Below are 12,703 nucleotides of genomic sequence, written 5' to 3'. Positions count from 1 at the left end.
CCTCCATTCATAAAATAACTCTTTTGGAAAAGTTTGTCAATGGCATCAAAAAAGCAGCCGGGATATCCGACTGCCCTGATGGTGTATGTATTTAAGCCTTATTGGGCCTGACGTAGTTCGTTAATCTGCCGTGTATGATCGGAAACGACATGTTCCAGCGTAGTGACGCGGGCTTTGATTTCTCCCTGCTCTTCTGCATCGGGCAGCCGGGCAAGGATCTGCGCATGACCTTCCGCCAAAAGCTGGATCTGCTTTTCGACTCCGTTTTCCAAGAGGGCCTTAATTTGCTGGATGGTTTCTTTCTGAGCGGCCTCGATCTTCGCGTCTGTGGCTTTCTGCATAGCCTCAAACTTGCTGTCCGTATCTGCTTGCATGGACTCCAGCTTGGAATCCGTAGCTTTCTGCATAGCCTCCAGCTTGGTATCTGTAATCGCGCGCTCTTCAACAAACATTTTCTTAATCGCAGCGAGCATTTCTTCGTTTCCCATGTCCATACCTCCCGTGTGCATTTCATTATAATCTTCCATGACAAATAAATCAAGAAGCTGATTGTGATTTCAATTTTTCATAACAGGAGCTGCACAGGTCCTCTTTGATCCACCAGCAGCCACCAGGACAGGCATTGTCCTGAGTGCAGCCGCAGATCCGGCAAACCTCCTCTGTGGATACGCGCTCCAAAAAATAATGTTGCCAGCATTCCCATTGATCTTCTTTCTCGCAATTCTCGCCATCGGAAGTACAGCCCTGAATATCCTCTTCTTCGGTATAGATTTTGGGGCAGCCGATTGTATCAGAAAGAAAACGGCAGGCAAGAACAAACGCTTTCTGAAATTCTTCCTTTTCCATAATTGTAGACCCTCCTACAACATTAAATCAGAGTGGTGTTTTCGGTATCCATGATCAGACTTTCCGTCTGTGTCCCTGCTGGCCTCTTTTAATCGGCTCTTTAAATCAGTGCTGTTACTATGCGTTTCCGCGTCATTGAGAATGATTATATCTTTTTCGCAGCCCGCCGCATTATAAAGATACACATGGCCTGTTTTTATATCTTGAAGAACAAAGATCGCATCAGACGTCTTTTCATGTTTCCCGTAACCAACATATTTGAAGGTTGTTCCTCTTGGAGGTAATTCACCAGATACGAATTGAGAAGCAAATGCCTGAAAGTGAGGATTGAAATCGAAAAACTTGGAGTATGTGTTATATATTGCTGCATTATTATTTATATGCAGCAGAGTACCGGCGGTTAAAGCTAGAGGCTTATACTGGGAATGTTGCTTCGGCTGATGATAATGGCGAAATATGGCATCGGATGCTTCAGCACCTAAACGTTTGTATTTCGGGTCATTGTCGGAGATCCCCATTTTTTCGCAGAGGACTTCATATTTTCTCTTTTGGGTGTATTCATCGCAGTACTCCAGCGTGTCAGTGTAAAAGTATTCGCTAATATAAGACAGGCTGTTGTCATGAGTAACGGAAAGATTGATTAATTCGCTGCCTTTTGTGTTAGAGCCGTAACCGGAAGTGCTGACCGTGATTGTTTGACTGCCGGCGTGCAACTCATACCAGGGAAACTCCGGGTTCCTGTTCATGCTCTCCGGAGTAGTAAGCTCTTTTGCTTTAATTCCTAACTCCCGTTCAATCAGTTGGCGTGCTCTTGACATGGTAAGTTTTTTCATGCTTTTCAGCTCCTTTTTTATTTGAGGCATAATAAAAGCCGTCCCTAAAGGATAGCTTTGAAATTTCCGTATGCAATTGTTTGACAATGTGCTATATTAGTACTATTGAATGCTCGCGAGCGAATACATCACATTATTAGAGAAGGTTTTTGAATGAATGACGCAAATGATTCCGTAACATTTCGCTATTGGGGCGAACAATTGTATCTATACAGGCAAGGTCGTGTATCAATTCGTCAAGCAATGAATCTCAGATGTCAGCTTAAACACATTTACGAGTTTCTCGGGAATGATAGCATATTGGAAATAAAGCCTCGTAGTATTGATGCAATGCTTACATCTTTAGCTCAAGAAAATCCAGTAACTAAAAAGCCAATGGCGAAAAAAACCTTAAAGGACATTCGAAACACTGCCTCTGCTATCTTTGAAATGGCTATCGAGAACGATGTATCATGTAAAAATTCAGCTAAAGGTCGTGAAATCCCTCGCAGAGCTCCTCAAAGGCGCAGGAGAGCCTTAACAAATGAGGAACAACAATGGATTCTTAAAACCCCTCACAGAGCTCGCTTGTCCGCAATAATTATGATGTTTGCAGGATTAAGGAGAGGAGAACTTATCCCTCTCACGTGGCAAGATATCGATTTTGATCGATTGACGATAATCGTAAACAAATCTGTCTATGCTATACGAAACACTTTCTTTATAAAAGAAGGAGTAAAAACTGGCATTGAGGGTAGAACTATCCAAAATGCCCACTACCTTTTTCCGATCGACCACCGGCAGTTGGATCGCTCTGGCCAATTCAAAAACCTCAAGAATTTTTTTGCGGCTCTTTTCCTGAATATCAATATACAGTTCATTTTCTAAAGCTTCCAATACCCGACGCCCCCCGCCAATCGATTTCTATGTAATCACAATGATTCAGCTTCACGACTTCGCCGCATAAATCAGGTCCGTATCTGCGAGAAAATCTAAATTACACATTGCTGAAACAGCGTTCGCTCTTGTTTCCATGTGGGTGTTGACTTATTGAATTCATGTTCACAAAGAAATTATAACCCGTCACATAGGAATTGTAAATTGGTATAATACTTGCATTTACTTTTAAATTATTATGTGTTATAGATAAAATATTAATTTGCTGTTTGTAATTTCTATCTTTGATGTATAGCCGGAAAAGCAGAACAACAATGGTAAAATAAATGGAATTCATCTTTTGAAATTGGCCAAGCGTTACTAAATCTGAATACGAGCGAAACAGGGCTTCGTAATACTTCCTGTTTTTTGTTGGCACAAGTCATCGGCTCCTAACTTTCCCCCTTCACTGAAATCCTGGCGACAACGCGATCGGTTATTTCGGCATAAAGAAAAGCGGGGGTACTTACCTCCGCCTTGGATCGGGCAACCGTTTTTCTCTGCTCTTCCTCTGTTGGAAAAAGGCCGGGTTGCAGGGTTCGGATTCCCCAAAATTCCCATTGATATATTAGAATGCATGTTCTGCGCTTGTGCGCCTCCGCAGGCTGCCTGTACCGGCCGGAGATCCGCGGGAAACCGGTCGCAGAAATTACCCGATGGACAAAGCCGGCCCGGGACATCGGAATCGGCCCACGGATTTGATTCCGGATATGGTCTCGTCTCAGGCGAACCGTATTGAGGCGAGACGGAGCGGGAACATCGGGCATTGATGGGACATCCGTATCGAGAATTTAGCCAGCTTACGCTCCGATTCACGAATTGCCCGAACCGGAAAGTGTCCTTACGGAAGCGCGCTGATAGAGAACCACTGGAACAATGATTTTAAAGGGAGGAACTCCCTTTTCAGCAGGTGAGTTCTGTTCGGAAGCTACGGCATACTGGGCAAGCAAGGCCGCAAGCTGAGGAATACTTGGGCCCACAGTCGTAAGAGTGGGAGAAGAGTACTGGGACTGCTTGATATTGTCGCCACCGATGATCGAAACATCTTCGGGAACAGACAAGCCCAGGTCGGTCGCCGCTTTCAATGCACCTAAACCCATCATGTCGTTCGCGGCAAACACTGCGGTGGGCGGCGCAGACAAAGCCAAAAGCCTTCTCATGCAGCTATATCCGCTTTCAAATCCCCAGTCGCCGTTCACGACATAGTCCTGGACAATGGGCTGTTTGTTTCTTAACATGGCGGTATAGTAGCCGTCCAGCCTCATCCTGGCTGTGTAGTAATTGGGAATTCCGTTAATCAAAGCAATTTTTTGATGTCCGTTTTCAATGAGATGGCGGAGTGCGATCTGGCTGCCTCCGAAATAGTCGACGGCAATCGAGGGAAAATGTTTATACTCATTTCCGAAAACAATGGAATTGATCTTGTTTTTGTAAGCAAGGTCCAGAATGCTTCTTTCAACGTCACTCACCCAAATCACCGTTTTAACGCCATGTTCGCGAATCAGCGCAGGAAGGTTTTCGTAACTGGTGGCATTGGTGTAAAAAAGAGAATACCCCAGTTTACGGCATTCAGTCTCCAAGTCGTTAAAGAGAAGAGCCATAAACGGTTCGCTGATTTTTGTCACGCTGTTGCCCGGCAGCACAAAGGAAATCCAGTCTGTATCTATCGTTTTCGGTAAAGAGCTGTTTGGGGAAGGGAAAAGGATCTTGCTCCCGGTCCCCGGGATCTTCCGAATCAGATTTTCGTCGGACAGCAACTTCAGGGAGCGGCGTACCGTAGCGCGCTCCACCTGGAATTCTTCGCTTAACTCCCGCTCTGATGGCAGGAATGCCCCTTCCCCATAATTTTCATCGAAAATCCTTTTTTTCAGAATGGTGTATATTTGCAGGTATAACGGCTGGCTGGTTGAAACTGGCTCGCCCTTTTCCATACGGAACAAATCCCTTTCTTTATCATTCTCTATTTTGAATGTACTACATGTTTAGAATATGTATAGTATACTATATCTTCCGGCCGGTTCGCAACAAACAGAAAGGAAATCTTCTCATCCGAATTGATAAATGTTCAATTTCAACAGAATTATTCGTATAGTTTCATAATAATGTCCTAATTGACAAACTTAAGCCAAGATGTCTATAATGATTATACCGGTCTAGAACCTGTCTAAATAGTTTGTAATGATCAATAAAATATGTCTATTTTTTTATCCTGGAATTTAATCAGTTTTTCAACAGGACTATAACCGGTTCTATTTTGTCGCAGCAGTACACCGGGGCCGTGACCGGCCCAACCCACATCTCAATAATTATGGGCATTTCGCTCTTAATTAAATTTTATTATCAGATTCGGAGGATGTTTATGAAAAGATTTTTGACCGTTCTTTTGGCAGCCGGCATGGTTGCGCTTTCTGCATGCAGTTCCGCTGGAGGGTCCTCAACTTCGGCCGGCAATGCTTCTTCCAACGCACCGGCATCCAAAGGAAATTACCCATCCAAGCAGATCAATCTGATCATTCAGGCGGCGGCCGGAGGCGAATCCGATTCGACCGGAAGGCTGATTGCACAGACAATGGAACAAAAACTTGGCGTTCCTGTCGTCTGCTCCAACAAAACCGGCGCGTCCGGCGCCGTGGCTTTCCAGTATGTACGAACCCAAAAGGCCGACGGATACACCATCGGAATCTGCCCGGCTGAAATTTCCATGGTACACGCACTGGGGCTGTCCGACGTTCAGCCTTCCGACATGGATTTCCTGGGCGGGGCCTGCGAGACGCCGTCGGCAATTATTGTTTCCGGAAAAGCACCCTACAAAACACTGAAAGAATTTGTCGAATACTGCAAAGCAAATCCCGGAAAGGTTGTCGATGCGACTTCCGGCGCCGGCTCCACCATGCATGTCGGCTCCGAGGTCTTTGCTCAAAAAGCGGGCATCCAGTTTTCCTACACTCCCTATGACGGCTCGGGCCCGGCGCTGACAGCGGTCATGGGCAGACATGCGGATGTGGCGGTGATTGGCGTCATGGCGGCGTCCGCCGGTGTTACCTCCGGAGATCTGAAGGTTCTCGCAATTCTGGGCGATGAACGCAGCACGGCATATCCTGACATCCCGACCGCGAAGGAACAAGGCTTTGACGTTACATACACCACCTGGGTTGGCTTTTACGCGCCCAAAGGACTGCCGGCGGATATAAAATCAGCGCTGGAAACCGCAGTGAAGGCCGGCGTGGAAGCTCAGCCTTACACAAAATTCGCCAAGGAGAGAGGGCTGACCGTAAAATACCGCAGTGCCGATGAATTCACGGAATTCGTTGATGGAAACTTCAAGACATATGAAGAGATGATTCCAAAACTCGGGATTAAGTAAGGTCGTTCCGTTTCAGGAAGGGGCAAACATATGAAATCGCTCAAAAAGGTTTTTAGCGCAGACATCCTGTTCGGGACCTTCATCCTCGGGATCTGCGTCTGGTTTTTCATCATGGGAACGCAATTGGAAACGGCCGCCGTCGCCGGCCGTATGGACGCCGGATTTTTCCCCAGAATGCTCGCTGTGATTATCGGCTGCATGGCGGCCGCCCTGATCGTAATATCGGCCGTACATCCCAAAAATTATTTTGCCGTCAATTCGGATCGGGAAAACCTGAAAAAGTTCTGGGGAACGGTGCTGATGTTCGGCGTTTACGTCATGCTGTGGAAATATGTTCATTTCATTATCATCACCGAGATTTTCCTCCTCGGAATGTGCTGGCTGCTGAAAATCGGTAAAAAGTTCGCAGTAATTTATTCCACGATTCTTTCTGTCGGGCTGTTCTACCTGTTTGCAAGTGTATTTAAAATCATCCTGAACTGACGAAAGGACAGAGACTATGGATTGGATTAACGCGATTATCTCCTGCTTTCAGCCTATGGTCCTTTTATACCTGATCATCGGAACCGTCGCGGGGTACATCATAGGCGTTTTGCCCGGACTTTCCGCAACAATGGGGGTGGCGCTGCTTACCCCTCTGACCTTCTGGCTGCCCGCGGACCAGGGCTTTGCCATGCTGATCGGCGTGTTTAACTCCGGCATCTTTTCCGGCGGCATTTCCGCGGTCTTGATCAATACTCCGGGAACGCCGGCCTCCATCGCGACTACTTTTGACGGCTACTCCATGACGCAGCAGGGCAAGCCGGGGTTAGCCCTGGGCCTGAATACGATTTTCTCCTGCATCGGCGGCTGGCTTGGAACTCTGATTTTGATTTTCGTCGCCTTTCCGCTGGCGCACTTTGCCCTTCAGTTCGGTCCGGCGGAATTCTTCGCGCTGGCCTTGTTCGGCCTGACCATGATGGTCAGCGTTTCACAGCAGTCGATTTTGAAGGGCGTAATGACGGGGCTGCTCGGCATGCTGATCGGCACGATCGGCTCCGACCCCATGTTCGCCACTCCAAGGTTCACCATGGGACTCGTCGACCTGATGGACGGCATTTCCTTTATTCCGGTCATGATCGGCCTGTTCGGCCTCGGCGAGGTGCTGTCGCAGATCTATAACGGCGAGCACCGTGAAAAGGTGGAGAAGCTGAAATCCATGGGGCGGGTAGTGCCCACCTGGCAGGAGTTTAAGCGCTGCATTCCCGGTGCCGTCATCATCACGACAGTGATTTCCGTGATTGTCGGGGCCATTCCCGGGACGGGCGGCGACATCGCGGGCATCATCGGCTGGGATCAGTCGAGAAAAATCTCGAAGCATCCGGAAGAGTTCGGGCACGGTTCCATTGAGGGCGTAGCCGCTTCGTGTCTTGCAAACAACGCCTGCATGGGCGGCGCTCTGGTCACCATGATGACGCTCGGCGTCCCCGGTGAATCCATTACCGCGGTCCTGCTCGGCTCTCTGATGATGTACGGCATGAACCCCGGCCCCACCCTGTTTACCGACAACAGGCAGTTCGTTCTGACCTTTATGGCGCTGATGATGCTGGCCTATGTCGTCATCCTGGTCGTCGGTCTTGTCACCGCGAAATACAGCACCGCGCTGCTGAACATCCCGAACGAGATTATTTGGATCACGGTGATTATACTCTGCGCGATCGGCGCGTACGCCATGAATTCTTCCTATACCGATCTGTTCATCATGGCTGTCAGCGGACTGGCCGGATTTCTGTTCCGGAAAATGGACGTGCCGCTCGGCCCCATCATTCTGGGACTGCTGTTGGGCGAGATGGCGGAGTCGAACTTCCGCCGCGCGATCCCGCTGGGAGGCTACGGCATCTTTTTCACCAAACCAATTTCTCTCATTCTGATTCTGCTTGCCGTCTTTACTCTGGTCAGTGCAATCACCAAGCAAATAAAGGAAAAGAACAAGAAACCGGCCGAAGCAAACACATGATTTCTGAAAGGAGCTGCTTATGGATTGTTTTTATTGTGAAAGGGGCCAAAAGCTGAACGACCTGATGATGCCGGTCTGTAACCTGAAGGTTTCGACCGTTTACCTGGTCCGGAACCAGAATTTTCCCGGCAGGTGCGCAGTCGTCTATCAGGACCACAAGACGGAGCTGTTTCAGCTGACGCCGGAACAGCGGCACGATTTTACGGACGACGTTGCCGTCGTTTCCCAGGCCGTCTGCGAACTGTTCCATGCGGATAAGATCAACTACGGCATTTTCGGAGACGGCGTCCCCCATCTGCATTGCCACGTCGTCCCCAAAAGGAAAGGGGAATTCTGCTGGGGCGGGATGTTCGATATGAATGGCAATCCGGACAATTTCGACGACACGGAACTGAGGGCACGCGCCGAACTGATTCGGAAGCAGATCGAAAAGCTGTCATCAAAATGACGGAACAGGCTGACATACAGTCCGCCGCCCGGGGTCTTGTCCGGGCGGCCGGGGACGGGTATGCCCTTCCGCCCTTTGAAACGGGCTTTCCCGGCTGCACGGCGGAGGGCGCTTATCCGATTCAGCGGGAAACGGCGGAGCTGAGGATGAAAAGAGGCGGAGAAGAAATCTCCGCCGGGCTTGCCGGAATCGGAAAAGTTTCCACTGGGACTTTGGAGTGAACGGGATAATGGGATTATGGAGAGCAAAGTAATCAAAGGAGAAAATTTTATGCTTGATTTTGTAACGAATCGCAGGATTTTAGTCGGCGAAGGTGCATTGCAGGAACTTCCAGACGTGCTGAGCTGGTATCGGAAATCCAAGGTTTTTCTTTCTGTTTTTGACCGGAACGCCGCATGTGTCAAAAAGGTGACGGAACTGCTCGGCAAGGCCGGCTTTGAATTTGTACTTTACGACAAGATCGTTTCCGAACCCGATCTGGACGTAGTCGACCAGGGTGCTTCCCTCTGTAAAGGATCCGGTTGTGACGCAGTGGTGGCAATCGGCGGCGGAAGCGTGATCGACACCTCCAAAACCATTTCGATGCTGGCGACAAACGGCGGCTGCACGGAGGACTACCAACTGAACGGCAAAGCGGTCACGCAGATTCCGCTGCTGTTCGTCGCAGTTCCCACAACGGCCGGGACCGGTGCGGAGGCGACAAAAGTCAGTGTCATCTACAACGCGAAAAAAGGCTTTAAAAAGGCGCTTTACCACAATTCCATGATCGCGGAGGTCGCGATTCTGGACCCGGAGACAACAGTCGGGCTGCCGGGCCGCGTGACGGCCGCCACCGGCATGGACGCGATCACGCACGCGGTCGAGTCCTACGTTTCCAATAATGCCAACGTCATTTCCCGCATGTATTCGCTCAAGGCGCTGAAGCTCTTGGCCGATAACATCAGGACCGCCTACCGCGAGCCCGGAAATCTGGAGGCCCGCGCCAACATGCTGCTGGGCAGCTATTTTGCGGGCTGCGCGATTTCCGCGGGCACGACGCTCGCCCATATCGTCGGCCAGCCGCTCGGTGCCGTGTACCATATCCCGCACGGGGATTCCTGCACGATTTTTCTGATCCCGTCGATGAAGCTGAATCTCAAATACTGCACGCAGGGTTACTGCGACGTCGCGAAGGTTCTGGGTGTTAACCCCTCCGGCAAAACCGACGAGGAGCTCGCGCTCGCCGGGATCGACGTCCTGGACCGTATCCGCCGCGATATCGGCGCGCCTGTCAGCCTGACTCCCTACGTGAGCCGCGGCAAATTCGACATGGAAATGATGCTTGACAATATTCAGACTTCCATGGGGCACATCAAAACCAACCCGCGCCCCGTAAACAGGGAACTGTTCCGTGAATTGATTGAACAGTGCTTCTGAAACGGGTGGCACATTGATGAAAAAGGAGGACGGGGCAATGAATCTATTGGAAGAAGTCCGCCGTTTCCGAATCGTGGTGGCTCTGCGCGGGATTCCGGCAGAACAGATGGCCGCGGCCGCCGCGGCACTGTTCGACGGAGGGATCCGGATGCTGGAGGTCACATTCCGGCAGAGCTCCGAAACGGCGGAAGAAGACGCCGTGCGCGGAATCCGGAGCATCCGCGCGGCGATGGGAAACAAAATGAAAATCGGTGCCGGGACCGTGATGACGCGTTCGCAGGTACGGGCCGCCGCGGAAGCCGGCGCGGAATACATTCTCGCGCCGAACGTGGATCCGGAGGTGCTTTCGGAATGCGGGAAGCTCGGCCTGCCCGCCGTCCCCGGCGCGTTCACTCCCAGCGAGATCGCCGCGGCCTGGAAAGCCGGCGCCGCGCTGGTCAAACTGTTCCCCTGCGGCGTTTTGGGCACGGAATACGTCAGGGCAGTCACTTCGCCGTTAGACCATATCCCGCTTCTGGGGATGGGCGGAATCAACGAAAACAATTTGACCCGATTTCTCAGTCTTCCCCACATGGAATGTGTGGGGATCGGTTCCGCCATCGTAAAGCCTCTGCTCATTCAGGAAAGAAAATATCAGGAGCTGACTGCCCTGGCAAAGCGATATACCTCGCAGCTGGTTCCGGATGAAGCGGGCGGGGAAATATGAAAATCACGGATCTGACCCTTTACCGCGTGCCGCCGCGCTGGCTTTTTCTGAAAATAGGCACGGACGAAGGGATTGCCGGCTGGGGAGAGCCGATTGTGGAAGGCCGCGCCGATACCGTCCGGGCCGCCGTAGAGGAATACCGCCCGATGCTGGCCGGAAAGAACCCGTTCGCAATTGAAGACCTCTGGCAGACCATGTACCGCGCCTGCTTTTACCGGGGCGGCCCGGAGGTGATGAGCGCGATCTCCGGGATCGACCAGGCCCTGTGGGACATCAAGGGAAAGGCGCTCGGCGTCCCTGTTTACGAACTGCTCGGCGGCATATGCCGGCAGTCGCTGAAAGTGTACCGGTGGATCGGCGGAGACCGCCCGTCCGACGTCAGGGAAGCAGCCTTGCAGGCTTACGGTCAAGGGTATACCGCCGTGAAAATGAACGGCACCGAAGAGATGCATTACATAGACAGCTTTGCAAAAATACAGGCGGTCTGCGACCGCGTGGCGAGCATCCGCGACGCTCTGGGGATGAAGCTTGACATCGCCGTCGATTTTCACGGGCGTGTTCACAAAAGCATGGCAAAAGCCCTGGCAAAAGAAATAGACCAGTTTCATCTGATGTTTCTGGAGGAACCCGTCCTTCCGCAGAACAACGAAGCGCTCAGGGAAATCGCGCGCGTCACCGCCACGCCGATCGCGACGGGAGAACGGATGTTCAGCCGCTGGGAGTTTAAATCCCTGCTGCAGGACGGATACGCCGACATCATTCAGCCCGATTTGTCCCACGCGGGAGGAATCAGCGAATGTAAAAAAATCGCTTCGATGGCGGAAGCGTACGATGTCGCCGTAGCTCCCCACTGCCCGCTCGGCCCCATCGCGCTCGGCGCGTGCGTTCAGCTGGACGCCTGCACGCCAAATGTGTTTATCCAGGAGCAAAGCCTCGGCATTCATTACAATCAGGGCAGCGATCTGCTGGATTATCTGAATGATCCGACGGTCTATCAGTACCAGAAAGGCTTTCTGAAACTTCCGGACGGACCGGGACTCGGTATCTCCGTCAACGAAGAGGCGGTGAAGGAGGCTTCCCGGAACAGCTCCGCATGGAAAAATCCGGTTTGGCGGAACTATGACGGAACCATCGCCGAGTGGTGACAAATAGGGGGAAAATGATGAAATATTTTTTTACAATCGATACGGGCACGACCAACACCCGCGTTGTTCTGTTTACCAGTGAATATCAGACGGTCGGAAGCAAAAAGGTGGAGGCCGGCGTTCGGGACACGGCGATCGACGGCAACAATCTGAAGATCAAGGCCGCGGTCAAGGACTGCCTGGAAAATCTTCTGAGAGAGAACGGTCTGACCTACGACGACATCGAACGCGTGATCGCCAGCGGAATGATCACCTCCAACGTAGGTTTGCTGGAAATTCCTCATCTGGTTGTCCCCGTGGGCCTTCAGGACCTGGCGGAGAAAACCAAGGCGGTCCTTCTCGACGACGTATGCCCTCTGCCGATCTACTTTATCCCGGGAGTGAAAAACTCCGCCGGGCCGATCGATCTCCGGAATTTTGAGGCCATGGATATCATGCGCGGCGAGGAAGTGGAGAGCATTGCGGTTCTCAGCCGCTTTCCCGCGCAGAAGGACTACCTGCTGGTTCTCCCCGGCTCTCACACAAAATTCGTCTCCATTAACTCCGATGGAAAAATAACCGGATGCCTGACCAGCATCAACGGTGAAATCCTGGACGCGATCACACGGCATACGATCATTGCGGATGCGGTCGGGCGCGAATTTGTACGGCCCGGCCAATACGACCGCGGCATGGTTTTGCTCGGCTTTGCCACCGCACAGAAATCCGGAATCGGAAGGGCCTGTTTCTCCGGGCGCATTTTGAACCAATTCGTCCTGTCCGACAAGCAGAAAGTCGCAAACTACATTCTGGGAGTGGCGCTGCAGAGCGACATAACTGCCGTAAAAAATTCGGACGCTCTGAAAGTCAGTCATGAAACGGACGTCATTGTCGCCGGCAGCGGCGTGCTAGAAACGGCGATGGCCGACATCCTGAATAAAGACGGGTATTTCGCTCAGGTGCAATCATTCCGGCCGGAAGGGGATTTGCCGCTTTCCGCCATGGGCTGCCACATTGTGGCGCAGAAATGCAATTTACTATGAAGGATGAGGAAA

Annotated in this window: 14 protein-coding genes; 10 read left to right on the top strand and 4 right to left on the bottom strand. The window is 51.3% G+C overall.

The genetic code is table 11. The features are described from left to right. Positions 1 to 98: 98 nt before the first annotated feature. Genes EQM14_RS04765 through EQM14_RS04755 form a run of 3 tightly spaced genes read right to left on the bottom strand, consistent with a single transcriptional unit; the run spans position 99 to position 1,679 of the window. The gene (locus EQM14_RS04765; protein WP_128741876.1) at positions 99 to 488 is read right to left on the bottom strand and encodes a hypothetical protein; all 390 of its coding nucleotides are present in this window, start codon (positions 486 to 488) and stop codon (positions 99 to 101) included. Between the two features lie 49 nt (positions 489 to 537). Further along, entirely contained in the window at positions 538 to 846 is a 309-nt protein-coding gene (locus tag EQM14_RS04760; protein WP_128741875.1) for a hypothetical protein, read from the bottom strand. A 14-nt stretch (positions 847 to 860) separates the two neighbouring features. Beyond that, entirely contained in the window at positions 861 to 1,679 is an 819-nt protein-coding gene (locus EQM14_RS04755) for a hypothetical protein (RefSeq protein WP_128741874.1), read from the bottom strand. A 153-nt stretch (positions 1,680 to 1,832) separates the two neighbouring features. Here EQM14_RS04755 and EQM14_RS16290 point away from each other — a divergent pair, with 153 nt between their 5' ends. Next, the gene (locus tag EQM14_RS16290) at positions 1,833 to 2,546 is read left to right on the top strand and encodes a hypothetical protein (RefSeq protein ID WP_164918969.1); all 714 of its coding nucleotides are present in this window, start codon (positions 1,833 to 1,835) and stop codon (positions 2,544 to 2,546) included. Between the two features lie 860 nt (positions 2,547 to 3,406). On the opposite strand, the gene EQM14_RS04745 is transcribed toward EQM14_RS16290, so the two are convergent. Beyond that, entirely contained in the window at positions 3,407 to 4,525 is a 1,119-nt protein-coding gene (locus tag EQM14_RS04745; RefSeq protein WP_128741873.1) for a GntR family transcriptional regulator, read from the bottom strand. Between the two features lie 428 nt (positions 4,526 to 4,953). Between EQM14_RS04745 and EQM14_RS04740 the strand changes: the two genes are divergently transcribed. From EQM14_RS04740 to EQM14_RS04700, 9 genes are read left to right on the top strand one after another with little or no spacing between them, the layout of a single operon-like run. Then, a complete protein-coding gene (locus EQM14_RS04740) occupies positions 4,954 to 5,958 on the top strand; it encodes a Bug family tripartite tricarboxylate transporter substrate binding protein (protein ID WP_164918968.1) in 1,005 nt (334 codons plus the stop codon). Between the two features lie 30 nt (positions 5,959 to 5,988). Further along, complete coding sequence (locus EQM14_RS04735) at positions 5,989 to 6,441, top strand: tripartite tricarboxylate transporter TctB family protein (RefSeq protein WP_128741871.1); 453 nt, start codon at positions 5,989 to 5,991, stop codon at positions 6,439 to 6,441. 16 nt (positions 6,442 to 6,457) lie between these two features. After that, positions 6,458 to 7,954, top strand: a complete 1,497-nt coding sequence (locus tag EQM14_RS04730) for a tripartite tricarboxylate transporter permease (RefSeq protein WP_128741870.1) — start codon at positions 6,458 to 6,460, stop codon at positions 7,952 to 7,954. Positions 7,955 to 7,973: 19 nt separating this feature from the next. Further along, positions 7,974 to 8,402 carry an HIT family protein gene (locus EQM14_RS04725; protein ID WP_128741869.1) on the top strand — a complete coding sequence of 143 codons (429 nt, stop codon included), beginning with the start codon at positions 7,974 to 7,976 and terminating at the stop codon, positions 8,400 to 8,402. Continuing rightward, positions 8,399 to 8,623 carry a hypothetical protein gene (locus tag EQM14_RS04720; RefSeq protein ID WP_128741868.1) on the top strand — a complete coding sequence of 75 codons (225 nt, stop codon included), beginning with the start codon at positions 8,399 to 8,401 and terminating at the stop codon, positions 8,621 to 8,623. The genes EQM14_RS04725 and EQM14_RS04720 overlap by 4 nt, the downstream gene beginning before the upstream one ends. A gap of 49 nt (positions 8,624 to 8,672) precedes the next feature. After that, positions 8,673 to 9,818 carry an iron-containing alcohol dehydrogenase gene (locus EQM14_RS04715; protein WP_128741867.1) on the top strand — a complete coding sequence of 382 codons (1,146 nt, stop codon included), beginning with the start codon at positions 8,673 to 8,675 and terminating at the stop codon, positions 9,816 to 9,818. Between the two features lie 37 nt (positions 9,819 to 9,855). Then, positions 9,856 to 10,524 (top strand): bifunctional 4-hydroxy-2-oxoglutarate aldolase/2-dehydro-3-deoxy-phosphogluconate aldolase, encoded by a 669-nt coding sequence (locus EQM14_RS04710; RefSeq protein WP_164918967.1) that lies wholly within the window; start codon positions 9,856 to 9,858, stop codon positions 10,522 to 10,524. Beyond that, complete coding sequence (dgoD, locus tag EQM14_RS04705; RefSeq protein WP_128741865.1) at positions 10,521 to 11,669, top strand: galactonate dehydratase; 1,149 nt, start codon at positions 10,521 to 10,523, stop codon at positions 11,667 to 11,669. Before EQM14_RS04710 ends, dgoD begins: the two co-directional genes overlap by 4 nt. 17 nt (positions 11,670 to 11,686) lie before the next feature. Beyond that, entirely contained in the window at positions 11,687 to 12,691 is a 1,005-nt protein-coding gene (locus EQM14_RS04700; protein ID WP_243112630.1) for a 2-dehydro-3-deoxygalactonokinase, read from the top strand. Positions 12,692 to 12,703 lie beyond the last annotated feature (12 nt).

It is taken from the genome of Caproiciproducens sp. NJN-50, assembly GCF_004103755.1.
In the GTDB taxonomy this organism is placed as follows: domain Bacteria; phylum Bacillota; class Clostridia; order Oscillospirales; family Acutalibacteraceae; genus Caproicibacter.
The sequence above is the reverse complement of the archived record's forward strand: the minus strand, read 5'-3'. Positions and strand labels throughout refer to the sequence as shown.